This window comes from Stutzerimonas stutzeri, from assembly GCF_002890915.1.
GTDB lineage: Bacteria > Pseudomonadota > Gammaproteobacteria > Pseudomonadales > Pseudomonadaceae > Stutzerimonas > Stutzerimonas stutzeri_AF.
Window position 1 is genome coordinate 586049 of record NZ_POUT01000002.1, and the last position, 24594, is coordinate 610642.

At 65.5% G+C, this 24594-nt stretch carries 21 protein-coding genes; 9 read left to right on the forward strand and 12 right to left on the reverse strand.

Annotation, left to right across the window (positions count from 1 at the left end; all coding sequences use genetic code 11):
• Positions 1-251: 251 nt before the first annotated feature.
• Complete coding sequence (locus tag CXK94_RS06520) at positions 252-4067, forward strand: retention module-containing protein (RefSeq protein ID WP_102893697.1); 3816 nt, start codon at positions 252-254, stop codon at positions 4065-4067.
• 61 nt (positions 4068-4128) lie between these two features.
• Positions 4129-4470: a tryptophan synthase subunit beta gene (locus tag CXK94_RS06525; protein ID WP_102893698.1), complete on the forward strand. Its 342-nt coding sequence runs from the start codon at positions 4129-4131 to the stop codon at positions 4468-4470.
• 13 nt (positions 4471-4483) lie between these two features.
• Here the strand turns inward: CXK94_RS06525 and lapD are convergent, their stop codons facing one another.
• The 4 genes from lapD to CXK94_RS06545 are packed head-to-tail and all read right to left on the reverse strand — an operon-like array spanning position 4484 to position 8299.
• Positions 4484-6457, reverse strand: coding sequence for a cyclic di-GMP receptor LapD (gene lapD / locus CXK94_RS06530; protein WP_102893699.1), 1974 nt, complete (start codon positions 6455-6457; stop codon positions 4484-4486).
• Between the two features lie 58 nt (positions 6458-6515).
• The gene (gene lapG, locus CXK94_RS06535; RefSeq protein WP_102893700.1) at positions 6516-7226 is read right to left on the reverse strand and encodes a cysteine protease LapG; all 711 of its coding nucleotides are present in this window, start codon (positions 7224-7226) and stop codon (positions 6516-6518) included.
• Positions 7227-7270: 44 nt separating this feature from the next.
• Complete coding sequence (locus tag CXK94_RS06540; protein ID WP_102893701.1) at positions 7271-7690, reverse strand: YbaN family protein; 420 nt, start codon at positions 7688-7690, stop codon at positions 7271-7273.
• A 21-nt stretch (positions 7691-7711) separates the two neighbouring features.
• A complete protein-coding gene (locus tag CXK94_RS06545) occupies positions 7712-8299 on the reverse strand; it encodes a YecA family protein (protein WP_037036843.1) in 588 nt (195 codons plus the stop codon).
• A 175-nt stretch (positions 8300-8474) separates the two neighbouring features.
• Here CXK94_RS06545 and recQ point away from each other — a divergent pair, with 175 nt between their 5' ends.
• Both recQ and CXK94_RS06555 read left to right on the forward strand, forming a co-directional pair.
• Positions 8475-10604, forward strand: coding sequence for a DNA helicase RecQ (gene recQ, locus CXK94_RS06550; RefSeq protein ID WP_102893702.1), 2130 nt, complete (start codon positions 8475-8477; stop codon positions 10602-10604).
• Positions 10605-10785: 181 nt separating this feature from the next.
• Positions 10786-11217, forward strand: coding sequence for a MarR family transcriptional regulator (locus CXK94_RS06555; protein WP_037036847.1), 432 nt, complete (start codon positions 10786-10788; stop codon positions 11215-11217).
• A gap of 192 nt (positions 11218-11409) precedes the next feature.
• Here CXK94_RS06555 and CXK94_RS06560 read toward each other — a convergent pair whose 3' ends face one another.
• Positions 11410-13599, reverse strand: coding sequence for a patatin-like phospholipase family protein (locus tag CXK94_RS06560; RefSeq protein WP_102893703.1), 2190 nt, complete (start codon positions 13597-13599; stop codon positions 11410-11412).
• 69 nt (positions 13600-13668) lie between these two features.
• On the opposite strand from CXK94_RS06560, the gene CXK94_RS06565 reads away from it, so the two are divergent.
• A complete protein-coding gene (locus CXK94_RS06565; RefSeq protein WP_102893704.1) occupies positions 13669-13950 on the forward strand; it encodes a SelT/SelW/SelH family protein in 282 nt (93 codons plus the stop codon).
• Positions 13951-13953: 3 nt separating this feature from the next.
• Here the strand turns inward: CXK94_RS06565 and CXK94_RS06570 are convergent, their stop codons facing one another.
• From CXK94_RS06570 to CXK94_RS06585, 4 genes are all read right to left on the reverse strand, one after another.
• Positions 13954-14823 (reverse strand): DMT family transporter, encoded by an 870-nt coding sequence (locus CXK94_RS06570; RefSeq protein WP_102893705.1) that lies wholly within the window; start codon positions 14821-14823, stop codon positions 13954-13956.
• Positions 14824-14939: 116 nt separating this feature from the next.
• On the reverse strand, positions 14940-15698 hold the full coding sequence (locus tag CXK94_RS06575) for an AraC family transcriptional regulator (protein ID WP_102893706.1): 759 nt from the start codon (positions 15696-15698) through the stop codon (positions 14940-14942).
• A gap of 40 nt (positions 15699-15738) precedes the next feature.
• On the reverse strand, positions 15739-17127 hold the full coding sequence (locus CXK94_RS06580; RefSeq protein ID WP_037036860.1) for an adenylate/guanylate cyclase domain-containing protein: 1389 nt from the start codon (positions 17125-17127) through the stop codon (positions 15739-15741).
• A 298-nt stretch (positions 17128-17425) separates the two neighbouring features.
• Positions 17426-17743 (reverse strand): Mpo1-like protein, encoded by a 318-nt coding sequence (locus CXK94_RS06585; RefSeq protein WP_037036863.1) that lies wholly within the window; start codon positions 17741-17743, stop codon positions 17426-17428.
• 127 nt (positions 17744-17870) lie between these two features.
• Between CXK94_RS06585 and CXK94_RS06590 the strand changes: the two genes are divergently transcribed.
• Positions 17871-18893 (forward strand): AraC family transcriptional regulator, encoded by a 1023-nt coding sequence (locus CXK94_RS06590; RefSeq protein ID WP_037036865.1) that lies wholly within the window; start codon positions 17871-17873, stop codon positions 18891-18893.
• A gap of 49 nt (positions 18894-18942) precedes the next feature.
• Complete coding sequence (locus tag CXK94_RS06595; protein ID WP_037037177.1) at positions 18943-19881, forward strand: DUF808 domain-containing protein; 939 nt, start codon at positions 18943-18945, stop codon at positions 19879-19881.
• Here the strand turns inward: CXK94_RS06595 and CXK94_RS06600 are convergent.
• A complete protein-coding gene (locus tag CXK94_RS06600; RefSeq protein WP_037037179.1) occupies positions 19875-21326 on the reverse strand; it encodes a TrkH family potassium uptake protein in 1452 nt (483 codons plus the stop codon). The two genes, CXK94_RS06595 and CXK94_RS06600, sit on opposite strands and share 7 nt — an antisense overlap.
• A 187-nt stretch (positions 21327-21513) precedes the next feature.
• On the opposite strand from CXK94_RS06600, the gene CXK94_RS06605 reads away from it, so the two are divergent.
• Both CXK94_RS06605 and CXK94_RS06610 read left to right on the forward strand, forming a co-directional pair.
• The gene (locus CXK94_RS06605; RefSeq protein ID WP_037036868.1) at positions 21514-21885 is read left to right on the forward strand and encodes a YkgJ family cysteine cluster protein; all 372 of its coding nucleotides are present in this window, start codon (positions 21514-21516) and stop codon (positions 21883-21885) included.
• A gap of 220 nt (positions 21886-22105) precedes the next feature.
• A complete protein-coding gene (locus tag CXK94_RS06610) occupies positions 22106-22669 on the forward strand; it encodes an NAD(P)H nitroreductase (RefSeq protein ID WP_037036869.1) in 564 nt (187 codons plus the stop codon).
• Here CXK94_RS06610 and CXK94_RS06615 read toward each other — a convergent pair.
• Complete coding sequence (locus tag CXK94_RS06615) at positions 22663-24021, reverse strand: sensor histidine kinase (protein ID WP_102893707.1); 1359 nt, start codon at positions 24019-24021, stop codon at positions 22663-22665. The genes CXK94_RS06610 and CXK94_RS06615 overlap by 7 nt on opposite strands.
• 93 nt (positions 24022-24114) lie before the next feature.
• Positions 24115-24528 (reverse strand): periplasmic heavy metal sensor, encoded by a 414-nt coding sequence (locus CXK94_RS06620; protein ID WP_102893804.1) that lies wholly within the window; start codon positions 24526-24528, stop codon positions 24115-24117.
• Positions 24529-24594: the final 66 nt, after the last annotated feature.

The following is a 24594-nucleotide window of genomic DNA, read 5'->3' on the forward strand; positions in this document are numbered from 1 at the left end:
TCCCAGGCTGCGTGGCACGGGGTTTTTATTGATTTTGATCAGTGACTGAAATTTTTTATGAAGTACGTTTTGCTTGTAGAAAAGAGTGCTAATTTGAAATTGATCGAATGCTCGCCAATGGAGCGGAGCCGGCCTTTTTTATTAGTCTTTTGATAGTTAAAAACTATTTACTGGCTACTAAATGAAGCAAAACGCCATCAGCGACAACGGCTGCACGGCCTTGCCGCACTGCAGGCGATTCGGAGGATGAAATGGCTAAGTTGATCGGAACTGTCAGGCAGGTAGTTGGCGAGGCATTCGTGGTGGGCGACGATGGCGTTCGCCGCCTTCTCATCGAAGGGGATCGTGTCTATGCCGGTGAGCGGGTCATCACCGCTGGTGGCGCGATAGATATCGACCTCGTACAGGGTGGCGACCTGGCCATCGGGCGAGGATCGGAATTAGCGCTGACCGAGCAGTTGCTGGGCGATGCGCATGGCCCTGCCGTTGCGACGGCGCCGTCTGCGGTGGACCTGGCCGAAGTCGAGGCACTGCAGCAAGCCATTGCGGCGGGTGAAGACCCCACCCAGGCAGCACCGGCTACCGCTGCCGGCCCGGCCGCCGGCGGAGCGGGTGGCGCCGGAGGGGGGAACTCCTTCGTCTTGCTCAACGAGGTGGGGGGCGTGATCGATCCGGCGATCGGCTTTGCGACGCAAGGGCTTGGCGCCGTACCGGAATATCCCGGTCTGGTGACCGATGCGCTGCTCCAGGATGAGCAACCGGTGAACGGAGTGCCGACGGCAATCGACGATGCTGCCGCTCTGGATGAAGATACTCCGAGCGTGGCGGGTAACGTTCTGAGCAACGATCTTCCCGGACCGGATGGCGGTATTTCGGTCGTTACCGTAGGCACTCAGCAAGGTGTCTATGGTCAGTTGATCCTCTCCGCCGACGGCACTTTCAGCTACGTGCTGAACACCGGCCTACCGGCGGTGCAGGGCCTGGACAGCGGTGAAAGCCTGAGCGAGACCTTCAGCTACACCCTGCAGGACGCCGACGGCGATCCGTCGACGGCGCAGATCACCATCACCATCCACGGCAGCAACGACGCGCCGACCCTGGCCGTGGTGGGCGCGACCGTATACGAAGCGGGCCTGCCGGCTGGCTCGGACGCCGCGGCCAGCAGCGAATACGCCAGCGGCAGCTTCACCGTCGGCGACGTGGACGGCTTGGACGACATCCAGAGCGTGACCATCAACGGCGTGACGGTGGCCATCGGCAGCCTGGTCGGCAGCGACTTCGCCGGCGCCCACGGCACCCTGAGCGTGACCGGCTACGACGCGGCCACGGGCGTGGCGAGCTACCAGTACCAGCTGACCAGCCCGACCACCGACGTGGCCGACGCGCTGGAGAGCGACACCTTCGCCGTCAGCGTCTCGGACGGCACGGCCTCGGCCTCGGGCGACCTGGTCATCACCATCGTCGACGACGTCCCGAGCGCGCAGGACGACAGCTTCGACCTGAGCGAAGACAGCGCCTCGGCCAGCGGTAACGTGCTGGACAACGACACCGTCGGCGCCGACGTGGCGGGCAGCGTCAGCAACCCGGGCGCGCAGGACGGCAACTACGGCACCCTGACGCTCAATGCCGACGGCACTTTCAGCTACGAGCTGAACACCGGCCTGCCGTCGGTGCAGGGCCTGGACAGCGGTGAAAGCCTGAGCGAGACCTTCAGCTACACCCTGCAGGACGCCGACGGCGACCCGTCGACGGCGCAGATCACCATCACCATCCACGGCAGCAACGACGCGCCGACCCTGGCCGTGGTGGGCGCGACCGTATACGAAGCGGGCCTGCCGGCTGGCTCGGACGCCGCGGCCAGCAGCGAATACGCCAGCGGCAGCTTCACCGTCGGCGACGTGGACGGCTTGGACGACATCCAGAGCGTGACCATCAACGGCGTGACGGTGGCCATCGGCAGCCTGGTCGGCAGCGACTTCGCCGGCGCCCACGGCACCCTGAGCGTGACCGGCTACGACGCGGCCACGGGCGTGGCGAGCTACCAGTACCAGCTGACCAGCCCGACCACCGACGTGGCCGACGCGCTGGAGAGCGACACCTTCGCCGTCAGCGTCTCGGACGGCACGGCCTCGGCCTCGGCGAGCCTGGTCATCGGGGTGGTCGATGATGTCCCGACGCTGGGCAGCTTCATCAACGCGGTAATCTCCAACGAGATCGGCTCGGTGAACGGTACGTTCTCGGTCGTGCCGGGAGCGGATGGGCTGAGTGGGTTCGAGATCACCGGGCCCGAGCTGAATGGCGTCACCTATCAAACGACCGACAACTTCGACGGCAGCACCTTCGTCAGTACGACGCTGACCGCGCTGACAGCGACCAACGACCCGGTGTTTACATTGACGGTGAGTGCCGATGGCACCTACAGCTTCAACCTGATCGCTCCTGAAGCCGGCTACACGCAAGCCATCGATTTTTCCAGCCTGGAGCCGGGCGCACCGGTTTCCGTCATAAGCAGCCCCGATCACGGCTGGACATTCGACGGTCTGAAATTTACCGGGACTTCTCCCACCGATTTCACGAACCCGAACAGCGGTAGCGGCTCGAACAGCGATCTGCTCAATGTGTCGGGGAATGGGTTCGGGCTGGGCAGTGCGCAATCGGTCCCGGACAACGGTGGTTTCCTCTATACCCAGGACGGCGGCGCCGACAGCCTGCGGTTCTATGCCGATGTTTCGTCCAACGTCGAAGGCAAGGGCACCGTCTACATAACCTGGGCTGCGTATGGAGGCACCGTTGGCGGTACGCCTCTGGCCGTCAGTTCGCAGAGCATCGCCTTGACCGCGGATGGCTGGGTTGTGATCGATCCCGGTATCTCGTTCGAGAACCTCGTCGTGCGCGTCGATGTGGAGGGCAGCTCCAGCGGCGGCATCCGGGTGCAGGATTTCTCCTATACGCGAGAAGTTCTTCCGGACGACCAGAGCCTGTCGTTCGCCGTCGTCGCACAGGACGGCGATGGCGACCTCAGCAATACGGTTTCACTCGACGTGCAGATCACGGCCGCCAACTCGGCAGGAACGTTCGTGCTTGATGGTTCGCTGGGCGACGATGTGATCGCAGCCAGCAGCGCGATTGACGTGATCGACGGCAAAGCCGGCTTCGATATCGTCGACTACAGCGACGCGACTGCCGATATCCAGGCCAGCCTGGCTGCCGGAACGGGCATGCTGGGCGCGGCGGGGGATAGCTATGCCGGCATCGAGGGCCTCATCGGTGGCGCCGGCGATGACTACCTGGTCGGCGATGAGTCCGACAATTACCTGGCCGGCAACATGGGGAGCGACCAGCTTGTCGGCGGGGGAGGAAACGATACGCTGATCGGTGGCGCCGGAGACGATTACCTTTATGGCGAGGCGGGTGACGACGTGCTGGTGGGCGGCGCGGGTGCCGATGTGCTCGATGGTGGTAGTGGCATCGATACGGTGGATTACCATAGCGATACTGCCGGTATCACGGTCAACCTGCAGACCGGCAGCGGAAGTGGTGGCGAGGCGCAGGGCGATGTGCTCTCGGGTATCGAGAATGTCCTGGGCGGCGCAGGCGATGACAGTCTGGTCGGCGATGAATCCGACAATTACCTCGACGGTGGTGCCGGCAACGACATGCTGTTCGGTGGCGAAGGCGATGACGTCCTCGTCGGCGGGCTGGGCGACGACATGCTGACTGGGGGTGCCGGTCGTGACAGCTTTGTCTGGCGCCTCGGCGACGAGGGGGGCGCCGACACGATCACCGACTTCCATATCGACCCCGACGGGGCCGGCTCGGATGTCATCGATCTCTCGCAACTGCTCGTCGGCGTGAGCGAGGACGCCGCGACGCTGGGCGACTATCTGGACTTCGCCTTTGGCGGGGACTCGACGACCATCTCGGTGAGCCTGACTCCGGGCGGTGCGCCGGTTCAGGACATCACCCTCAGCGGCGTGGACCTGAGCGCGTTCTATGGCACGGACAACGTCGCCGATGTCATCGACAACCTGATCGACGACGGAGCGCTGAAGGTCGACAACGGCTGATCTCGCCCGGTGGCTGGCCCGCTGCCCATGACGGGTAGCGGGCCTTTTTGCGGAGAAGGATATGCTCTACATCGCGCGAGACGAGCACGGAATGTTGTGCCGCGTCGAGCCGGCGCCGTTCGACGGGATGACCGGGACGTTGCGGGCCGATAGCGACGAAGCTCAGCGCTGGTTGGCGACCCATGATGATGCGAACACGCAACTGGCCGGCTTGCAGGGGTCGGATCAGGATATGGCGCGCGTGCTGGAGGATCTGGTCGGCGTGCTGGTGGCGCGGGGCGTCATTCGCTTTACCGATCTGCCCGAGGCGGCACAGCGCAAGCTGCACGCCCGCGCCCAGACCCGCGCGCGGCTGGGCGGCCTCAGTACGCTTCTGGAGGATGACGAGCAGCCGCTCATCTAATGAGCCTGCCGAGTCAGGAGTCCGACGCCGAATCCTGCTTAAGGCGGGCTTCCCAGAGGCGAGGGGCGCCGATCAGGTGGCCCATGACTCCGCGCACGCCCATACCGGCCAGCACCTGCAGTTCTCCGTCGGTTTCCACCATTTCAGCGATCAGCGGCAGGTCGATGCTGTTGGTGGTGCGATAGATCGCTTCGATGAACAGGCGTTTGTCCTCGTCCTGGTCGATGGCGCGGATATAGGCACCGTCGATCTTCACATGGGCCAGCCCGAGGTGGGCAAGGTTGCCGATCTTGCTGAAGTCGCCACCGAAATGCTGCAAGCCCAGGCGGGTGCCGGTCGCCCGGATCTTCTGGCTCCATTGCTGCAGGTGCGTGTCGATGGGCAGGTCGTGTGCGTTCAGTTCGAGGGTCAGCATGCCGGCCTCGGCCGGATTGCTGCGCAACATGGCTAACACCTGCTGCAGGTGCCGGGCATCCCGTAGCGTGGCGGCGGACAGGCTGAGCGCCAGTGGCTGCGGGGTCGTCTTCAGGCGTGTGAGCACCAGCTCCAGCATGATCTGGTCGAAGCGCGCCGCCCAGCCCAGCCGTTCGAGCCAGGGCAGGAACTGTCCGGCGCTGAGCGGCTCGCCGGAGGAAACGGGCAGCCGCGCCAGGACCTTGTGGTGGAGGATTCGCCCCGGCTCGGCCGCCAGGGCCACCGGCTGCACATAGAGCAGCAGCGCACTCTCGCTCAGAGCCTGGTTCAGTGCGTCATGCCAGCCGTGCTGGTCGTGCAGCGGTTGCGTCCAGTGGCCTTCGAGCAACAGCCAGCCGCTATCGCCGGCTTGCGCCTGGCTCAGCGCCTGGTCGGCCCGCTCGAGCACATCATGCGGCTCCTCCCCCGGGCGGAAGGCCGCCACGCCGATATGGGCGACCGGGATGCCGTCGCTCGAGCCGGTGGGGCGCAGGGTTTCCAGTTCGGCGCAGAGCGCTGTGACCAGCGGCGCGACCTCGTCCCGGTGCAGGCCGGGGGCGAGCAGTACGAACTCGCTGCCGCGGTTGCGGGCAGCCAGCCACTCGGCGCGCCCGTGGCGGGTCTTCAGGCGCATCAGCAGTTCGCCGATGGCAACGATGAGGCGGTCGCTGAACTGGCCACCGTAACGCTGGTTGAGGCCGTTGAGGTCGTGTATCTGGAGCAGCAGCAGATAGCCTTCGGCATGGTGTTCCGCTGGCGACAGTTGCGTGGCCAGGCGCAGCTCCAGCAGACGGCGGTTGGCAAGCCCGGTAAGGTCATCCTGATAGGCCTGCTGGCGAAGCTTCTCGCTGCGCTCGGCTTCTTCGGCGAACAGCATCTTGAGCTTCTCGACCATCTGGTTCATCGCCTGCACGACGCGGCGCAACTCGGGCGTGCGGGGCAGATGCGGCAAGGTGACGAATTCGCGCTGGGTGATGGCATGTGCCTGGTCGACCATTCGGTCCAGGGGCCGCAGCTGGCTGCGCAGCAACCAGCCGCCGAGCAGTGCGCTGGCCAAACCGCAGGCCAGCAGCCAGAGCAGGGTGGCGACGGTGCTGTCCCACAGCTTGGCCAAGGCGAACTGCGGATGGCTGACGACCTCGATCCGTGCCGCCTGCTCCCAGCCCCGCATGATCAGGGCATCGCCGCCCTGGGCAGGCAGATCGACCAGCGCGGCGAACCAGTCCGGTACCTGCTGCACCTGGATATTCGCGGTTCGCTCGACGATGGGACTGCCGTCGGTGATGCGCAGCACACGGATGCTGCTGAAATAGCCGCTGTCGAAGATCGAGTTCACCAGCAATTCCAGCATCACCGGGTCGTCCACATGGGGCGTCATCGACAGCGCCAAGGCGGTTGCCGCATCCTGGGCATGGGAGCGCAACTGGTTGAGCGACTGCTCGCGGGAGTTCTCCACGCTGGCAATGAAGCTGCCGGTGAAGGCCACGACCAGGAACAGGCAGATGGCGAGAAACAGCTGCTTGAGTAACGACATACTTCCCCCTCGAGGCTGCTGCATTCATCAGCGGTTCGCGACGAAACGGCAGCGGACCCTAGCCCTCACCAATGAGAAAACCTTCGGCACGCATCTTCAGCAGGACGTCCTGCCAGCGTGACAGCCTTTTGCTATCTCCGCTACGTTTGCCGCCTGTGGCGCCCGGTAAGAAAAGCCCCTCGGCGTTGAAGGCGTAGACGGGAAGCAGGTCGTTGCGCTGCGAGGCCGGGCGGATGACGCCGTCGATGTTGTCCAGTACCAGCGGGTCCGCGGCCGGGCTCGGGTAGTAGGTCAGCACCATGTGTGCCTGGTTGAGGCGCAGCGCCTTGACGTAGGTGATTCGCATGCGCTCGCTGGGAATGCCGAGCCGGCGCAGGGTGAAGTATTTGGCCAGGGCATAGTCTTCGCAGTCGCCGGCGCCCTTGAGCAGCGCTTCGACCGGCGTCGCCCAGTAGTCTTCCTGCTGCCAGACGTGCATGTCGTCACTGAAGGCGATGTGGCGGTTGAAGAAGCGGTTCACCTGGTCGAGTTTTTCCCGCTCGTCCAATGCCGCGGCCTGGTCCAGCAGGTCGCGCCAGGCCTCGATGCGGTTGCGGGCCTCGTCGAGCGGGCCATAGCGCTGCTCGGCGGTAAGAAAGATGCGGCTGAAGTCCCACGCCTGCCAGTCCGCCAGAACGGCGGGTACCCAGCCCAGCGGCCCCAGCAGCAGCGCAAGCGCCAGCGCTGCCAGGCGAGCGGGGCGGTCAGTGCCGTGCTGGGAAGCCTGCATTGATGGAACTCCAGCGAGCGATCCGGAAGTTCGGCTGTGGGCCTTCAGTGTCGCTGATTCAGCCTGTCGACCGGCAAGGTTTTCTGCCGGAGGATGTACAGGGTCACCAGCGATGCACTCAGCAACATGCCGATGCGTGCCCAGAATAGCGGAACCAGCCAGCAGGAAACGCCAATGCTGACCCACATCGTGGCGATTGCATAAGCCTTGCCCTTGAGCGGGATGCCGTTGCCCTCGAGATAATCGCGAAACCATGGGCCGAGGCGTGGATGGCCGACCAGCCAGTCGTAGAACCGCTGCGAGCTGCGTACGAAACAGGCGGCGGCGAGCAGCAGGAATGGCGTGGTCGGCAATACCGGCAGGAAGATACCGATCACCCCCAGCAACACTGCGAGCCAGCCGATGACAAGCAGGATCGAGCGAACCAGAGGGCTGCGGTGCTGCCGGGTGTCGCGGTGAGCCACGAGGCTACATCGCTTCGCTAATCAATGGCGGCGCGGCTTGAGCAGCGCCGGCTTTTCCTCGGGAGCATGGCAGATCAGGTAGAGCGCGGTGAGCAGTTCGGGAATCTGGCTCACCATCTCGTCCACCAGTTCGTCGTTCTCGGCGATCTCGGCGAATTCCGGCTGCTCGTCGAACAGCCCCGAGCCGACCATGATCGGCAGCAGCAGCTCGCTGACTTCCTCTTCGGAGTCCTCGAACCAGACCGCCTCGCGCATGAACACGCCTTCCATGAAACCGATGCACCAGCCGCGCAGGTCGGAATCGTCCGGCTCCTCGCCGAGGTCCAGGTCGCAGGGCAGCTCCATGTCCTCGTCGCTGGCCAACTGACGGGAAATATGGGCCTTGAGCTGGATCAGCGTGGCCTCGATGGCGTCGCGCTCGGTGTCGTCCCGGTACTTCGGCGGCTCGGAGAACAGCGCGTCGATCCATTCGCGTTCGGGTACCTGCTCGGAGCAGATGCACAGCGCAGTCAGGTAGCCATGGGCGGCGATGTAATCCAGTGCCTCTTCATGCAGGTCATCGGCATCAAGAAACACTTGCAGGCGGGCGAGTTGCTCGGCGAAAGACATCGGGAACTACCTTGGGGTGTGAGGACAACCGGGATTCTAGACGAGGCGCGGGGCTCAGGCTACTCAAGCGTTCCGCGAAGGCGCATGAACGGCGGCACTTCCCTGGCGTCCGAAGTCCGGTCCTGAACTCCAGCGGCTGCTGGCGTATACTGCGCGCCTTGTTTCGGAGACCGGCATGCTCGACCAGGCACAGCGCATCCTCAAAGACGTATTCGGCTACGACGCCTTTCGCGGCAACCAGGGCGCGATCATCGAGCGTGTCGGCAGCGGTGGCGACGCCCTGGTGCTGATGCCCACCGGCGGCGGCAAGTCGCTGTGCTATCAGGTGCCGGCACTGCTGCGCGAAGGCCTGGCGGTGGTGGTATCGCCGCTGATCGCGCTGATGGACGACCAGGTGGCGACGCTCGACGAGCTGGGTGTTTCGGCCGTGGCGCTGAACTCGACGCTGAGCCCCGAGGAGCAGCGCGATATCGCCGAGCGTATCCGCCGCAACGAGATCAAGATGCTCTACCTGGCACCCGAGCGCCTGGTGCAGCCGCGCATGCTGGCGTTCCTGCAGCGACTGAATGTCGCGTTGTTCGCCATCGACGAGGCGCATTGCGTGTCCCAGTGGGGCCATGATTTCCGCCCCGAATACCTGCAACTGGGTCAGTTGGCCGAGCTGTTTCCCAATGTGCCGCGCATCGCCCTGACCGCCACGGCGGACAAGCGCACGCGCGAGGAGATCGTCCAGCGCCTGCATCTGGAAAACGCCGAGCGCTTCCTCTCCAGCTTCGACCGGCCGAACATCTTCTACCGCATCGTGCCCAAGGAACAGCCGCGCAAGCAGCTGCTGGGCTTTCTCGCCGAGCGCCGGGGCGATGCCGGCATCGTCTACTGCATGTCGCGCAAGAAGGTCGACGACCTGGCGGCATTCCTCACCGAGCAGGGCTTCCCGGCGCTGCCCTATCACGCCGGGCTGCCCAACGACCTGCGTGCCTACCACCAGAAGCGCTTCCTCAACGAGGAAGGGCTGATCATGGTGGCGACCATCGCCTTCGGCATGGGCATAGACAAGCCCAACGTGCGCTTCGTCGCCCACCTCGACCTGCCCAAGTCGCTGGAGGCCTATTACCAGGAAACCGGCCGCGCCGGGCGCGACGGGCTACCGGCCGATGCCTGGATGGCCTACGGCCTGCAGGACGTGATCTTCCTCAAGCAGATGCTCAACAACTCCGAGGGCGACGAGCGCCACAAGCGGGTCGAGCAGCACAAGCTCGATGCCATGCTGGCACTGTGCGAGGAAACCCGTTGCCGCCGTCAGGCGCTGCTGGCGTACTTCGACGAAGAGTTGCCCACGCCCTGCGGACACTGCGACAACTGTGCCGACGGCGTGCAGACCTGGGATGCCACCGAGCCGGCGCGCCAGGCGTTGTCGGCCATCTACCGCAGCGGCCAGCGTTATGGCGTCGGTCATCTGGTGGATATCCTGTTGGGCCGCGACAACGACAAGGTGCGTGGTTTCGGCCATCAGCATCTGTCCGTATTCGGTGTCGGCAAGGCGCTGAGCGAAGGCGAGTGGCGCACGCTGTTCCGCCAACTGGTTGCGCGCGGGCTGGCGGACGTCGACCTGGACGGCTTCGGTGGCCTGCGCCTGTCCGACAGCTGCCGGCCGTTGCTGCGCGGCGAAGTCAGCCTTGAGTTGCGCCGCGATCTCAAGCCGCAGCAGACCTCCAAAGGCCAGTCGAAGAGTCCCGCCAGCCAGCTGGTGCGCGGCGAGGAGCGCGAGACCTGGGAGGCCCTGCGGGCCCTGCGCCGCAAGCTGGCGGAGGAGCATGCCGTGCCACCCTACGTCATCTTCCCGGATGCCACGCTGCTGGAGATGCTGCGCAGCCAGCCGGCATCGTTGGCGGACATGGCCTCCATCAGTGGCGTCGGTGCGCGCAAGCTGGAGCGTTATGGCCAGGCGTTCCTCGATGTGCTGCAGGGCGGCGCCGAGGCCGCCAGGTCGCCGGCGGATCTGCGCCACGAACTGATCACCCTGGCGCGGGCCGGCATGACCCCGGCGCAGATCGCGCGCCAGCTCGACTGCAGCGAGAAGAATGTCTACGCCATGCTCGCCGAGGCCATCGGCCAGCAACAGTTGAGCCTGGAACAGGCGCTGGACCTGCCCGAGGATCTGCTTGGCGAAATCCAGGAGGCCTTCCTCGATGGCGAGGGCGAGCTGCCGCCGGTGGCGGCGGTGGCCGAGCAGTTCGTCGGCCGCGTGCCGGAACAGGTGCTGTATTGCGTGCGCGCCGCGTTGCAGGTCGAGTTCGAATTGTAACCAGCTGCATCCGCTGCCCGGGCTGGCCATGCCCCGGACGCGCTGGGTTGGCGGTTGCGCTGGGGGCGCGCGCCATCATTTGGCCTTTTCGACACCTATCACCGGCCGAAGGTCGTCTTGCCTGCATTCCGGAGCTGTGATTAGCTCACTAATAATTAGTTTCTGCAGGAATGCACGTTACATGTACGCCGAGCAACATCGCTTCGCCATGCAGTTGGCGCAACTCTCGCGTGGCTGGCGCGCCGAACTGGATCGGCGCCTGGCCGATCTGGGGCTGTCCCAGGCACGCTGGCTGGTGCTGCTGCACCTTGCCCGTTTCGATCATGAGCCGACCCAGCGCGAGCTGGCGCAGAGCGTGGCGGTGGAGGGGCCGACCCTGGCGCGCCTGCTCGACAGCCTCGAGGCCCAGGGCCTGGTGCATCGCAAGGCGTCCCCCGAGGACCGGCGGGCCAAGCGCGTGTCCCTTGGCGCACCGGCGTTGCCGCTGATCGAGAAGATCGAGGCGATTTCCACCCAGGTTCGCCACGAGGCGTTCGCCGGCATCGACGAGGAAGACCTGCGCAAGTGCCAGCAGGTGCATGCGCGCATCCTCGCCAATCTGGACAAGCGCTGAGCGTTATCTGCGCACTGGTTGAGCGCAGCGGAAGCCCAACACCAGACTGCGCGACAAGCCCTGCGACGGCCGAATCAATGGCCTGGCCGCATGTTCCTGGCTGCACGTTCGTCGGGCGATCCTGATTCGCCGGGCGGGCGGTGCTCGTTGGCAGGCGCCCCGACCTCGGTGGCCTGCCGGCCCTCGTTCGCCTTAGAAGCTGCGCCCCAGGTTCAGATAGAGCGCCTGCTCGTCTTCGTCGTTGACCCCATAGCTGAAATTCAGCGGGCCCAGCGGGGTGTCGTAGCCGAGGAAGATGCTGGCCGCATTGATGTAGCCGCTGTCGAACGCGTTGTCGTTGTTCCAGGCGCGACCGCGTTCGAGCGATCCACCCAGGTAGACCGGGAAATCCAGCGGCAGGAACGCGCGCGGTGTCATGCGGCGGTAGTAGACCACGCGCGCCAGGCTGATGTTCTGCCCCGACAGCGCATCCTGGCGAAAGCCGGACAGCTGCCGTGCGCCGCCGAGCAGGAAGCTCGACGTCACCACCTCGGCATCGTCCAGCGTGCGCCCGTAGCGGCCGCCGAGCACCCAGGTATTGGCGTCATGGCTGATGGCCTTGTCCAGCGCGAGGTTCCATTGCCGGTAGCGCTGGTCGGAGCTCAGGCTCGGGTCGTACTGGCGCAGGGTCAGGCGGATATCCTCGCCCTCGCGCGGGAAGTCGACGTTGTCCAGCGTGTCGAACGAATACTGCAGCGCGTAATAGCCCTCGGTGAAGCTGAAATCCGGCAGGTCGCGCTCGCCGACCCGCACGTCGGCTTCTCCCCAGGCCTGGCCGATGCCGAAGCGGATCTCGCCGTTGTTGGCGATCTGCCGGCCGAGATTGAGGCCATAGCCGTAGCGCTGCAGGCGATATTCGGCAATCGGGTCGTTATCGAGAATGGCCTCGACGTTCTGCGCCTCGATAAAGGCATTGGGGGCGACGAACCAGCGCGAGCCGGCATCCAGCGGCTGGTAGAACTCGCTGAAGAGTTCCTGGCGGTCGCCCAGCTGCAGGCGCGTGAGCCATTCGGCGCCGAGCTGGTTGATGCCGTTCTTGCGGTAGCTGGCGCCCAGGTTGAACACGCTGTCGCCCTGGAAATCGTCGGACAGGCTGAGGCCCAGGCGCAGGTAGTCGGTGCCCGTACGCTTCTCCCGCGCGCTGATCACCAGGGTGTTGCCGAGCTTGCGTCGCTGCACGCGGTATTCGACGCGCTCGAAGTAGTCCAGGCCATAGAGCGTGCCCATGTCCTTCTGCAGGTCTTCCAGGTCCAGCGGTTCGCCGAGCCGTTGGCGGATATGCCGGCGGATCACCGCATCGCTGACCTTCGAATCGTTTTCCACCCTGATCGCGGTGATCACCGGGGTGCGCGGGTCGCCCGAGCGGGCCAGGCTCAGTGCCGGGCTGCCGCCGGTGGTGCTGCGCATCTCGGCCAGGCGGCCTTCGAGTGCGAACGTGGCGCGGTAGCCGGCGTCGACCAGCTGTTCGGCGCGGCCGAAGTCGGTCGAGCCGTAGCCGGCCAGCGGCGGCTGGATCAGCAGGTCCTGGGGCAGCAGGGTGGCCAGCTGCGCTTCGGAGTTGCGCCGGGTCATCATGGTGATCGACTGGTTGAGCACATCGACCACCGTGAGCAATTCCTTGCGCGGCTTCAGCGGCGTGCCGATGTCCACCACGATGAGGCGGTCGACGCCCATGCTGCGGGCCACATCCATCGGGATGTTGTCGACCATGCCGCCGTCCACCAGCAGATGGCCTTCGACTTCCACCGGTGCGAAGACCGCGGGAATCGACATGCTGGCGCGAATGACCTGGGGCAGGTGACCGCTGCGGAAGACCACCTTTTCGTCGTTGGCGATGTCCGTGGCCACGGCGCGGAAGGGGATCGGCAACTGGTCGAAGTCGCGGGTATCGCTGGCGTGCACCAGCAGGCGCTCCAGCAACAGGGCGAGGTTCTGCCCCTGGATCACGCCGAGCGGCAGGCCGAGGCTGCCATCGTCGCGAAAGCTCAGCTTGCGCTTGATCAGGAAGTCGCGGTCGTCCTGTTTGCGCCGATAGGGGATGTCCTGGCGGGGCGGGTCATCGGAAAGCACCTGCTGCCAGTCGAGCGTCAGCGCCAGCCGTTCCAGTTCCGCGACGCTGTAGCCGGCCGCGTACAGCCCACCGACCACCGCGCCCATGCTGGTTCCGGCAATGGCATCGATACGCACACCCTGTTCTTCCAGCGCCTTGAGCACGCCGATGTGGGCCAGCCCGCGTGCAGCCCCGCCGGACAGCACCAGGCCGGTCTTCGGCAGCGCCGTTTGCTCGACGGCGAAGCAGAACGAAGGAAGCAGCAACAGCAGGGCAATGAGCAGGCGGAGCATGATCGAACCGGGTGGGGATGAAGAAGGAGGGCTATTATAGGCCGCCGCAAAACTCTCGGAGCTGCCCGCATGGCCGACGCGAAACCGGAAATCGTCATCACCTATTGCACCCAGTGCCAATGGCTGCTGCGCGCGGCCTGGCTGGCCCAGGAACTGCTCTCGACCTTCGCCGAGGACTTGGGTCGCGTCTGCCTGGTGCCCGCCAGCGGCGGGACGTTCCACATCACCTGCGATGGCGTGCAGATCTGGGAGCGCAAGCGCGACGGTGGCTTTCCCGAAGCGAAGGAGCTCAAGCAGCGCGTGCGCGACGAGATCGATCCACAGCGTTCGCTGGGGCACAACGACCGCTGAGCGTCAGGTCGCAGGGTTCGGCGGCGCGCTCTTCAGGCGGCTGGTGACGATGCTGGCGACGATGATCAGGGTGCCGCCCAGCAGCATGCGCAGCGTCGGCTGCTCATCGAACAGCCACCAGGCGAAGGCAATGCCGTAGACCGGCTCCAGGGCGAAGATCACCGAGGTGGTGCGCGCCTTCAGCACACGCAGGCTGGCGACGAACAGGCTGTGGGCGAGGCCGGTGCAGAGCACCCCCAGCAGCGCCAGCCAGAGCCAGTCCTGCGCGGGCACGGCGGGCACCGCTGCCCAGCTGAACGGCAGCAGGCCGACAAGGATCGCCAGATTCTGCCAGAGCGCCGCCCGCACCGGATCGAGGCCGCGGGTGACCGCGCGGTTGAGCAGCGACAGCAGGGCGAACAGCAGACCGGAAAGCACACCGTAGAACAGGCCGGCGGTGGGGCCGCTGGCCAGGTCGAATTGCGGCGTCACCAGCAGCAGCCCCGTGCATACCAGGGCGACCATGGCGAACTCCACTACACGGGTGCGTTCGCGAAACAGCAGCCCCTCGAGCAGCACTGTGAAGGCGGGGAAGCTGGCGAAGCCCAGCGTGGCGATGCCGACGCCGGCGATTTTCACCGCGACGAAGAAGGTCAGCCAGTGCGCGCCGAGCAGCAGGCCGCCGAATGCCAGGCCGCAGCGCTGCCGCCAGTCAGGGCGGGCGCCGCTGGCCGGAAGCAAGCGGGCGACCAGCAGCAGGGCCAGGACGGCGAAAAATGCCCGCCCGAAGGTGATGATCAGCGGCGTGCTGTCGGCCAACTTCCCGAGCACGCCGGAGAGCCCGAACATCAGCGCGCCGAGGTGGATCGCCAGCAAGGCGTTGCGCGGTGTCATTCGCTTCCACCGGGGGTGCGTCGCCGGGACAGGGGTGTTGCGGGAGCGGGCATGAGGCTACCTGGGGATGGCGGAGCGGACGATGCTAGGCAACGTCCGCTCCATTGTCTGTCGCGTCAGTCGCCGATTTTGTCGCGCAACTCGCGTCGTAGCTCGCGTGGCGTGCACCCGCGTGCGCGAACGATGGCCGCGGTGAAGGCGCTTTGCGAGGCATAGCCTACCCGTGCGGCTATTTCGCCGATCGGCAGTCGGCTGTCGTGGAGCAGCGCCTCGCCCCGCTGCAGGCGTCGCTGGCGCACGTATTCCATGGGCGTGCGCCCGGTTTCGCTGAGGAAGCGGGCATGCAGGCGCGCCACCGAAAGCCCGGCGATACGGGCCAGGTCGGCGACCTGAAGCGGATGGGCAAGGTGCCGGTCGACATGCGCGGCGATCGCCGCGAGCGGAAGAGGGGGCGGCATCCTCGGCGCCTCGTCGTTGCCGGCCAGGCTCGCCAGTAGCAGCACGGCACCCTGTTCGGCGATCAGCGCATCATTAATCGGGCTGGCCGCCAGCCACTCGACGAGCTGCTGCTGGACGGGCGCCAGGCGTAGCGTGTCCGGGCGATCGAGCAAGCGCAGGCTGGGGGCGGTGTGGTGGCCAAGGCGTTCGCGCACCCAGTTTTCCGAAGGGATGTCCAGCACCAGGCAATGGCTGCCGGTGGCGCTGCCGCAGGCGTGATGCGTGGCTGACGGGACCACCGCCAGGCATTGCTGGGCGACGCGGCTGCCACGCCCGGCCATCTCGAACTCCAGCAGCCCCTTCAGGCCGAACACCAGTTGTGCGTGCCCGTGGCTGTGGGCGATCAGGTCGTGGTTGTAATGACGAAGCGAAAGCATCGGTATGGCGCTCTCCGGAAGGCCTGGGCCAGCCCGCCGGTCAGAGAATGACCTTGTCGCGCAGTTTCTCGGCGGCCTGCTGCAATGCCTGGATCACACGCTCCTTGTCGAAGTTCTGTATGCCGTTGGTGTCGAGGTACATGGAGAACCCCGGCAGCTCATGCTCGACGAAGCTGCAGGTGGCGCCGAGATCGCGGCGGAAATCGACCACCTGGTAAATCTGCACCGGGCGGGAGAAGCCCTTTACCGAGATCTGGCCCTTGTCGCGGCACATGATCACGTCCTTGATCAGCGAATAGGTCTCATGGGAAATGAGAATCTCGCTGGCCTCGGCGGCGCTCTCCAGGCGGCTGGCGAGGTTCACTTCGCGGCCGATGATGGTGTAGTCCATGCGCGTGTCGGCACCGAAGTTGCCCACCGTGCAATAACCGGTGTTGATGCCCATGCGGATTTCCATCGGGCGGGTGATGCCCTGGGCGCGCCATTGCTGGCGCAACACCTTCATGTGCTTGCGCATCGCGATGGCCATGGACACTGCGGCCACCGCATCTTTCTTGGCGCCCTGGCTGGTCGGGTCGCCGAAGAACACCATCACGCAGTCACCGACGAACTTGTCGATGGTGCCGCCATACTTGAGGGCGATCTTCGACATTTCGTTGAGGTAGTTGTTGAGCAGGTCGGTCAGGGCTTCGGCCTCCAGCTCTTCGGACAGTTCGGTGAAGCCCTTGATGTCCGAGAAGAACACCGTCAGCCGCTTGCGCTGGGTTTCCAGGCGCACGCTGCGCTTGCCAGAGAAAATCGATTCCCAGACCTGTGGAGACAGGTACTTGGCCAGATTGCGGGCCAGGCGGGCGGCCTTGGCCTGTTCCATTTCGATTTCCTTGCGCGCCTGGGCCAGGCGCAGCCCCTGCTGGTGGACGTAGTAGGCGGTGGCGCACACGTAGAAAGTGGTGAACAGGATGCTGACCAGTGAAACCAGAACGGGCGTCGTGTCCTTGAATTCGAGGGGGAACTGCAGGCTGGCCAGGGCGATGCCGAGTGCCACGCAGGGCAGCGCCAGCGTCAGGTTGCGCAGGCTGCCGATGACCAGGGCGCTGAAACCGAGGGTGAGCAGGAACATCAGACTCGGCACCACCGAGAAACCCAGCAGCAGAATGCCGAAACCGGCATTCAGCGCGTCCAGGCAGAGCAGGACCTGCGAGGTGCGTTCCGGGTGATCGCGCTTGAAACGATAGCTCAGGTGGTAGGCCAGGTGTGGATAGAGCAACGCATAGGGGACCATCCACAACAGGTCCATCGAAAAATATTGGGTATAGGTGCCTGCAGCGAGTGTCGCCGCGCAGGCCAGATAGGCGAGCACGCGGGAGTAATACTCGCGCAATGGGCGAGTGGCGAGGCCATTACGGCGCTCCACCATGATGGAAGTCATGTATGCGTACGATCCCTGGTCGTTTTTCGACGCCTTTTTCTATGCGCCTTGCAGACTGAAGCTGGACCCGCCGCGCAGGAACCGGCAAGCGAGCGGAGTCAACGGCGTTCAGTCTCGCGGCTACAGCGTGCCTGCTCGGCGATTGGCCGGCCCGTGCAGCAGCCGGCTGATCATAACCAAGCAGCGGCGCATCGCCAAACAGCAGTTCGCAATCAGCGCTGGATCGTGGGGGCCGCCGGGCACTGCGGGCCCGTTTTTACGCGGCGGGGCCGGCGCGCAGCAGATCGTGGAATGGCCCTCAGAAGCGGATGCGCCCGGTGAGCATATCCTTGAGCATGACCCAGTCGCCGAGGAAGCTGTAGAGCGGATACTGGAACGTTGCCGGACGATTCTTCTCGAAGACGAAGTGGCCAACCCAGGCGAAACCGTAGCCCGCGATCGGCATTGCCAGCAGCCACCACCACTGCTGGGTGAACAGGGCGTAGCCCAGGATGGCCAGTACCAGCAGGCTGCCGACGTAATGCAGGCGACGGCAGGTCGGGTTGCTGTGCTCGGCCAGGTAGAACGGATAGAAATCGGCAAAGCGGGTGAAGCGTTCGGCGGTTTGCGTGCGCATGGCGTACCTCCTGTTATTGTCCCGGCCAGTTTAGGCGCGCCGCGTCTTGCGGGGCAGTGACAATGAGTGCCAGTTTAGTAGCCTTGGGGCCCCGTGGCCGCCACCCCATTCCAGAACAAGAAGCACCATGAGCGAACGCACCACATCCTCGAGCTGGGCGCAGGGCATCGTCCAGGCGCTGGAAGCGGCGGACATCGACTGCCATCAGCTGTTTGCCGAACTGGGCCTGGACTATGCGGCGCTGGGCGACCCGGATGCGCGTTTCGCCCAGGACGACATGACGCGCCTGTGGCTGCGGGCGGTGGAAGTCTCCGGCAATCCGGCCATCGGCCTGGACATGGCGCGCGAGGCGCGACCGGCGGCCCTGCACGTGGTCGGCTACGCGCTGATGTCCAGCCGCAACCTCAAGGAAGGCTTCGCACGGCTGGTGCGTTACCAGCGGATCATCGCCGAGGGGGCCGATCTGGATTTCCAGCCTTGCACGCAGGGCTATCGGCTGAGCCTGGCAATCCACGGCGACCGCCTGCCGCCGGCGCGGCAGAGCGCCGAAGGCTCGCTCGCCGGTTGCCTGACCTTCTGTCGCTGGCTGACCGGGAGGGCGCTGCAGCCGCTGGAGGTGAGCTTCCAGGGGCGAGCGCCGGAGGACCTGGAGCCCTATCGCCGGCTGTTCCAGGCGCCGCTGCGTTTCGACGCGCCGCGTTATGCGCTGGTGTTCAGCCAGGCCGACGTGGAAACGCCGTTGCCGACCGCCAACGACGCGCTGGCGCAACTGCATGACCGTTTCGCCGGCGAATACCTGGCGCGCTTCGCTGGCAGCCGGGTCCTGCATCAGGCGCGGCAGGTGCTCTGCAGGATGCTGCCGCAGGGCGAGCCCAGGCGCGAGACGCTGGCGCAGGCGCTGCACCTGTCCGCGCGCACCCTGCAGCGGCGCCTGCAGGAGGAAGGCAGCAGTTTCCAGCAATTGCTCGACGACACACGCCGCGACCTGGCGATGCAATACCTCGCCCAGGCGGACATGGCCCTGCTGGAAATCGCCTACCTGCTGGGCTTCGCCGATCCGAGCAACTTCTACCGGGCGTTCAAGCGCTGGTTTGCACTCACGCCCGGCGAATACCGCGCCAGGAACCGGAGGCAGGTCGCGCAGCCATAAGTAACGACATGTCCGCTGCATTCATTTCATCGATGGGGAGAGATTGACCTTGGCCACCAGCTTGCTTGCGCTGATCGACGATATCGCGACGGTCCTGGACGACGTATCGGTCATGACCAAGGTCGCGGCCAAGAAGACCGCGGGCGTGCTCGGTGACGACCTCGCACTGAATGCCCAGCAGGTAGCCGGGGTGAAGGCCGACCGCGAACTGCCGGTGGTCTGGGCCGTGGCCAAGGGCTCGCTGCGCAACAAGGCGATCCTGGTGCCCGCCGCTTTGCTGATCAGCGCTTTCGTTCCCTGGGCGATCACGCCTTTGCTGATGCTCGGCGGTGCGTTCCTCTGCTATGAAGGTTTCGAGAAGCTGGCCCACAGGTTTCTTCACGACGACCGCGCGACGCACGCCGAAACGGCGAAGGCGCTGGCCGATCCGGCAGTGGACATGGTGGCGTTCGAGCGGAGCAAGATCGGCGGTGCGATACGCACCGATTTCATCCTCTCGGCGGAAATCATCGCCATCACCCTGGGCACGGTGGCGGGGGCGTCGTTCTCGCAGCAGGTGACGGTGCTGGTTGGGATCGCCATTCTCATGACCCTCGGCGTCTATGGCCTGGTGGCCGGCATCGTCAAGCTCGACGACCTCGGGCTGGCCCTGAGCAGGCGCGCCGGCGCCCTGGCCAGCGCCGTCGGGCGGGGCATCCTGCGTGTCGCGCCCTGGCTGATGAAATCACTGTCGATCATCGGCACCGCGGCGATGTTCATGGTGGGCGGCGGTATCCTCACCCACGGCATCCGCGCCGTGCATCACTTCATCGAGAGCAGCGCGCAGGATGCCCTCGGCTTGCCGTATGTCGGCGTGGTGCTGGGTGGCCTGCTGCCGACGCTGCTCGACATGGCGTTCGGCATCGTTGCCGGTGGCCTCGTACTGGCGCTGGTGACGGTCGCTGGCCGCCTGTTCAGGCGTGGCTCCGGGGCTGCACCCGATCAATGACGCCAGAATGCCGGAGTCAGCAACACCAGCACGGTGATGATTTCCAGGCGCCCGAGCAGCATGCCCACCGACAGCAGCCATTTGGCGGTGTCCGGCAGGGTGGAGAAGTTGCCGGCCGGGCCGATGATATCGCCCAGGCCCGGTCCGACGTTGCACACGGCGGTGGCGGCGCCGGTCAGGGCGGTGATCGGGTCGAGCCCCAGCAGCGCCAGGCATAGCGCCAGCACGCCGATGGTCATGGTGATGAAGAAGGAGAAGGTGAGGATCGAACGGACGATTTCCTCGTCGAGGTTGTGGCCGTTGTACTGCTGGCGGATCACCGCGCGTGGGTGGATCAGCTGCTTGAAGTTGGCACGCAGCAGCGAGTAGGCAACCTGGAAACGGAACATCTTCAGCCCGCCGGAGGTGGACCCCGAGCAGCCGCCGACGAAGGTCAGATAGAAGAAGGCCATCACCGCGAAGCCGCCCCATTGGGTGTAGTCATCGACCGCGAAACCGGTGGTGGTGACTACCGAGACCACGCTGAAAGTCACGACACGCAGCGCATCCAGCATGTTGATGTCGTGATTGAGCCAGTACCAGCCGCTGAACAGCAGGCTGGTGATCGTCAGCATCAGCAGGAACCCCCGCACCTGTTCGTCCTTGACCAACGCCGTGCGGTGGCCGCGCAGCATCATGACGTACAGGGTGAACGGCAGGCTGCCGAGCAGCATGAAGATGATCGCCACCCAATGGGCCGCCGGCCCGAACTTGCCCATCGAGGCGTCGGAGGTGGAGAAGCCCCCCGTCGAGACGGCCGACATCGCATGGTTGATGGCGTCGAACAGGCTCATGCCGGTCAGCGCGAATGCAACGAATGCGGCAAGGGTGAAGGTCACGTAGATGGCGATCAGGTATCTTCCGGCCACGTGCGAGCGTGGCATGACCTTTTCAGACCAGTCGGAGGACTCGGTCTGGAACAGCCGCATCCCACCGACGCGCAGCAGTGGCAGGATGGCGATCGCCATGCCGATGAAGCCGATGCCGCCCAGCCAGTGCAGCAACGAACGCCACATGAGCAGGCCGGGCGATGCACTGTCCAGTCCCGACAGGACAGTGGCCCCGGTGGTGGTGATGCCGGACATGGTTTCAAAGAAGGCATCCGAGTAGCTGATGTGCTGGATCAGCATCAGCGGCAGCGCGGCGAAGCAGCAGACCACCACCCAGCTGGCGGTGGTCAGGAAATACATGTCCCGTGGCCGCAGGTGGGTATTGGCCGGGCGCCCGGGCGCGACCAGGGCGAAGCCGCAGGAAAAGGTGATCAGGCTTGCCCAGATGAACGCCTGCAGGTCATCGGTGCGCTCGAATGCCAGCAGCGTCAGCATCGGAATGATCATGCTGACGGCCAGGGTGATCAGGAATATGCCGAGAATGAAACCGATGATACGCAGAGTCGGCAGGGCCATGTAGAAGTGCTCGGCACGAAAAAGAGGGGCGGACATTCTACTCGTGTGGCGAAGCCAGTAAACCGCCCGTCCGGGGTGTGAACAATGTTTTCAGCAGTCGCCTGGCGGCCTCTTCCCAAGGCTGCGGCGATGAATAGAATAGCCGCCCGGGCGCCGGCCCATTCCGGTATCTGGGTGTTCACCTTCCATGTCCATCGACAATCCTTGCCTCACGTGCGGCGCCTGCTGCGCGTATTTCCGTGTGTCTTTCTATTTCGGTGAATGCGTATCCTCGGGCGGGGCGGTCCCGGACCAGCTGACCGTTCAGGTTTCCCCGTTCCATGTGGCCATGCTCGGCACCGAGGCCAAGCCCGCTCGCTGCGTGGGGTTGCTCGGGGACGTCGGATGCGGTGTGCGTTGCAGCATGTACGAGCAGCGTTCGAGCACCTGCCGCGAATTCGAGGCGTCCTGGGCCAACGGCGAACACAACGTGCATTGCGACGCCGCGCGCGCCGCCCATGGGCTACCGCCGCTGGTGCCACCGTTGCAGCCGCATCTTTCGCCGGATCGGGTGGCTTGAAGCGCGGGCATGGCGGGGCTTTCGGGCGGTAGGTTGGCAGCTGAGCGCAGCGAAGCCCGGCAGGGCGCTGGCACGAACGAAACGTCAACAGACCCTAGGGTCTGTTGACGTTTCATCGCAAACCGGCGACATTCGCGCCACCGGATTCCCCGTCGTTCCCACCGCTCGCGATGAAACCTCAACAGCCTCTAGAATGTCCGACCCGTTTAGGAGGTAATGGATGGACGCTCTGGACCTGCTGCTCAACCGCGTTTCCGTCACGCGGCTCTGTGACCCCGCGCCCGATGCCGCGCAACTCGACCTGCTGTTCCGTGCCGCGCTGCGTGCCCCCGATCACGCGCAGTTGCATCCCTGGCGTTTCCTGACCATCGAAGGCGATGCACGCCAACGCCTCGGTGATCTGTTCGCCGCGGCGCTGCGAGCGCGTGAGCCGAACGCGTCGGCGGAGGCATTGCAAAAGGCTCGGAACATGCCCCTGCGCGCGCCGCTGCTGATCGTGGTCATCGGCCACTTGCAGGCGCATCCCAAGGTGCCGGAAAGCGAGCAGTTGCTGGCCGCCGGCTGTGCGGCCCACGGCATTCTGCTCGCCGCGCATGCGCAGGGAATCGGGGCCGTGTGGCGTACCGGCGATTTCGCCTACGACCCGCACGTCACGCAGGGCCTGGGTGTGGTTGCCCATGAGCGGCTGCTGGGGTTCATCTACCTGGGGACCCCGGAGGGGCGGGTGCGTACCGCTCCGGTGCTCGAGCCGCAGACATTCGTTTCCGGCTGGGACGGTCAGTGAGCCGCCGCGGCGTCTGACACCCTGGCCGAAGGGCCTGGCAAGGGCAGGCGCAGGCTGGCGATGAAGCCGCCATCGGGATGATTGGCCAGTTGCAACTGGCCGCCATGGCGTTCCGCGGCGCGGCGGGCGATGGCCAGCCCGAGGCCGTGGCCGGCGGCGGTTTGCCCGGGGGCGCGGAAGAACGGTTCGCTCAGTTGCGACAGATGTTCGTCGGCCACGCCGGCGCCGTGGTCGCGAACGCTCAGCACCAGGCTGCCGGCCTCCCGTTGCGCGCGCAGTTCGACCGGCATGCCCTCGGGATTGAAGCGCAGCGCATTGCGCAGCAGGTTGTCCAGGGCACGCTCGAGCATGTCCGGCCAGCCCGTCAGGCCGATGCCGGGCTCCACCTGGCTGTCGATGCGTTGCCCGGGCGCCACGATGCGGGCGTTCTCCTTCAGTTGCTCGAACATCGATGGCAGGTCGACGTTGCTGGCCGCACCGGGTTCGGCATCCAGGCGTGACAGTTCGAGAATCTCGCTGATCAGCGCTTCCAGCCGGTCGCATTCCTTGGCCAGGCGCGGCCAGATCACTTCTCGTTCGCTCGGACTGGCGCGTTCGGCCAGCGCCAGGGCGATGCGCAGGCGCGCCAGTGGCGAGCGCAGTTCGTGAGAGACATCGCGCAGCAACTGGCGCTGGCTGCCGATCAGCGTCTGCAGACGTGCGCCCATGCGGTTGAAGTCGTTGGCCAGCACGCCGAGCTCGTCACGGCGCTTGGCCAGGCGCGCCAGCGACTGCTGCTGGTAGGTGGTCTGGCCCAGGTCGTGTACCGCGCCGCGCAGGCGATCCAGCGGGCGGGTGATGGACAGCGTCAGCAACAGGCTGAAACCGGTCAGCACCACCAGCGCGATGCCCAGTGCGCTGAGCGGCCAGAACAGGCTGCCGCGATGCCAGGCCTGCAGCTCGGGATACGGGATCCGGTAGATGAACAGGTAGGTTTCGCCGCTGTTCGGGCTGGTGTAGTCCGCGGTCAGGCGGCGCCAGGGCAACTGGCGGTCCCGGTCCTGTTGGCGGGCCTCGTAGGCGGCGGCGCGTGCCGGAAAGGTGCCGCGGATGACGGGCTGGCCGTTTTCGGCCAGCACCTGTACGTCGACATGGGAGTGGTGGCGGTGCTCTTCCAGCAGGCGCTGGGCGGCCTGTGGGCCGTGCTGCTCGTAGACCCGGGTCCAGGTCTCGGCGAGCCCCTGTACCGAGGGGTGGCGGCTGAGAATCCAGGCGTCCTGGTTCAGGGCATGGCCGAGCAGCATGGCCAGGCCGGCGACCAGTGCGATGGCCAGCCAGAAGGTCGCGAGTATACGCCAGAACAGTGATCGCACCGGGACTCTCCACGGCAAAGCCCGGTCAGCCCGCACCGTTGTCCTGGACAACGGTGGGAACTGGCCGGGCGGGTTGTCGGACAGCCGCTTCGATCAGTTCTGCTGATCGCGCTCGGCCTTCCACTTGAGGAACTCGGCGCGTTCGGCGCGCTTGTCTTCCATTTTCTTCAGGCCTTCGTCGAAGGCTTTCTGCTGTTCGGGCTTGAGCAGGGCGCGCATGCCCTGGTGGGTCTTGTCCTGGCTGGCCTTGAGTTCATCCTGCATGGCCTTGCGCTCGGTTTCGGGCAGCTTGTCCAGGTAGCGCTGGGTGATCTCGCGGCGTTGCTTCATCTGTTCGCCCATCAGCTTGCGCATTTCGCGCTGCTGGTCCTTGCTCAGGTCCAGTTGATGGAACATGTGCGGGCCCCTTTTTCCGCCATGCTGGCCGTCAGGCATGCCGCCCGGCATGGCGAAGGCGAGGGTGGGCAGGGCAGCGGCGAACAGCAGGGCAACAAGTGATTTGCGCATCATGGAATCTCTCCTATATCGGGAAACCGGTTCGATCCTCGGCGACGCTCGGATTGCTTCGTCGTC

What these genes read in the sequence shown, in the direction of transcription:
- CXK94_RS06580 (WP_037036860.1), bottom strand. Translation starts at nt 17,127, where the DNA reads ATGACTTCCATCATGGTGGAGCGCCGTAATGGCCTCGCCACTCGCCCA.
- CXK94_RS06575 (WP_102893706.1), bottom strand. Translation starts at nt 15,698, where the DNA reads ATGCTTTCGCTTCGTCATTACAACCACGACCTGATCGCCCACAGCCAC.
- CXK94_RS06545 (WP_037036843.1), bottom strand. Translation starts at nt 8,299, where the DNA reads ATGTCTTTCGCCGAGCAACTCGCCCGCCTGCAAGTGTTTCTTGATGCC.
- CXK94_RS06520 (WP_102893697.1), top strand. Translation starts at nt 252, where the DNA reads ATGGCTAAGTTGATCGGAACTGTCAGGCAGGTAGTTGGCGAGGCATTC.
- recQ (WP_102893702.1), top strand. Translation starts at nt 8,475, where the DNA reads ATGCTCGACCAGGCACAGCGCATCCTCAAAGACGTATTCGGCTACGAC.
- CXK94_RS06565 (WP_102893704.1), top strand. Translation starts at nt 13,669, where the DNA reads ATGGCCGACGCGAAACCGGAAATCGTCATCACCTATTGCACCCAGTGC.
- CXK94_RS06620 (WP_102893804.1), bottom strand. Translation starts at nt 24,528, where the DNA reads ATGCGCAAATCACTTGTTGCCCTGCTGTTCGCCGCTGCCCTGCCCACC.
- CXK94_RS06610 (WP_037036869.1), top strand. Translation starts at nt 22,106, where the DNA reads ATGGACGCTCTGGACCTGCTGCTCAACCGCGTTTCCGTCACGCGGCTC.
- CXK94_RS06585 (WP_037036863.1), bottom strand. Translation starts at nt 17,743, where the DNA reads ATGCGCACGCAAACCGCCGAACGCTTCACCCGCTTTGCCGATTTCTAT.
- CXK94_RS06605 (WP_037036868.1), top strand. Translation starts at nt 21,514, where the DNA reads ATGTCCATCGACAATCCTTGCCTCACGTGCGGCGCCTGCTGCGCGTAT.
- CXK94_RS06560 (WP_102893703.1), bottom strand. Translation starts at nt 13,599, where the DNA reads ATGCTCCGCCTGCTCATTGCCCTGCTGTTGCTGCTTCCTTCGTTCTGC.
- CXK94_RS06590 (WP_037036865.1), top strand. Translation starts at nt 17,871, where the DNA reads ATGAGCGAACGCACCACATCCTCGAGCTGGGCGCAGGGCATCGTCCAG.
- lapD (WP_102893699.1), bottom strand. Translation starts at nt 6,457, where the DNA reads ATGTCGTTACTCAAGCAGCTGTTTCTCGCCATCTGCCTGTTCCTGGTC.
- CXK94_RS06525 (WP_102893698.1), top strand. Translation starts at nt 4,129, where the DNA reads ATGCTCTACATCGCGCGAGACGAGCACGGAATGTTGTGCCGCGTCGAG.
- CXK94_RS06600 (WP_037037179.1), bottom strand. Translation starts at nt 21,326, where the DNA reads ATGGCCCTGCCGACTCTGCGTATCATCGGTTTCATTCTCGGCATATTC.
- lapG (WP_102893700.1), bottom strand. Translation starts at nt 7,226, where the DNA reads ATGCAGGCTTCCCAGCACGGCACTGACCGCCCCGCTCGCCTGGCAGCG.
- CXK94_RS06570 (WP_102893705.1), bottom strand. Translation starts at nt 14,823, where the DNA reads ATGACACCGCGCAACGCCTTGCTGGCGATCCACCTCGGCGCGCTGATG.
- CXK94_RS06555 (WP_037036847.1), top strand. Translation starts at nt 10,786, where the DNA reads ATGTACGCCGAGCAACATCGCTTCGCCATGCAGTTGGCGCAACTCTCG.